At 62.5% G+C, this 405-nt stretch carries 1 pseudogene; it reads left to right on the top strand.

The annotated features are described in order from the left end of the window. Window positions 1-405, top strand: a pseudogene (locus NE591_RS12890) (hypothetical protein); the annotation flags it as partial.

The following is a 405-nucleotide window of genomic DNA, read 5'->3' as shown; positions in this document are numbered from 1 at the left end:
GCGCTGACCAATTCGGTGAACGTGAAGTCTATCGTGTTCCTGGTGGCGGTGTACCTGACGTGGAACATCATGGCCGGCACCATGGGCCAGTTCATGCCCTACATGTACGCGGCGGCCGGGCATTTGGACGACACGACCATCTCGCTTCTACAGGCGGTCATGTGGATCCTCACGGCGGTGGGTTCGCTTGCCATCTTCTTGAAGTTCGGCGACAAGATCCCGCATCGCATCCTGTTCGCGGCCACGGCCGTGATGGCGCTGGCGGCCTGGGTGGTCATGGTGTTCTTCGGCATGCAGCTGGAAGCGGGCACGGCCGATAGCTGGGGCTGGCTTCTGTGGGTGTTCGTGGCGGTGTGGGGCATCTCAGCCGGCTTCTCGGCCCAGTGCTTCTATGCGCTGTGGTCG

Origin of the sequence: Adlercreutzia sp. DFI.6.23, from assembly GCF_024462535.1 — a bacterium.
Taxonomy (GTDB): Bacteria; Actinomycetota; Coriobacteriia; order Coriobacteriales; family Eggerthellaceae; genus Adlercreutzia; species Adlercreutzia rubneri.
Note: the sequence above shows the minus strand (reverse complement) of the source record. Positions and strands in the feature narration are given on the sequence as shown.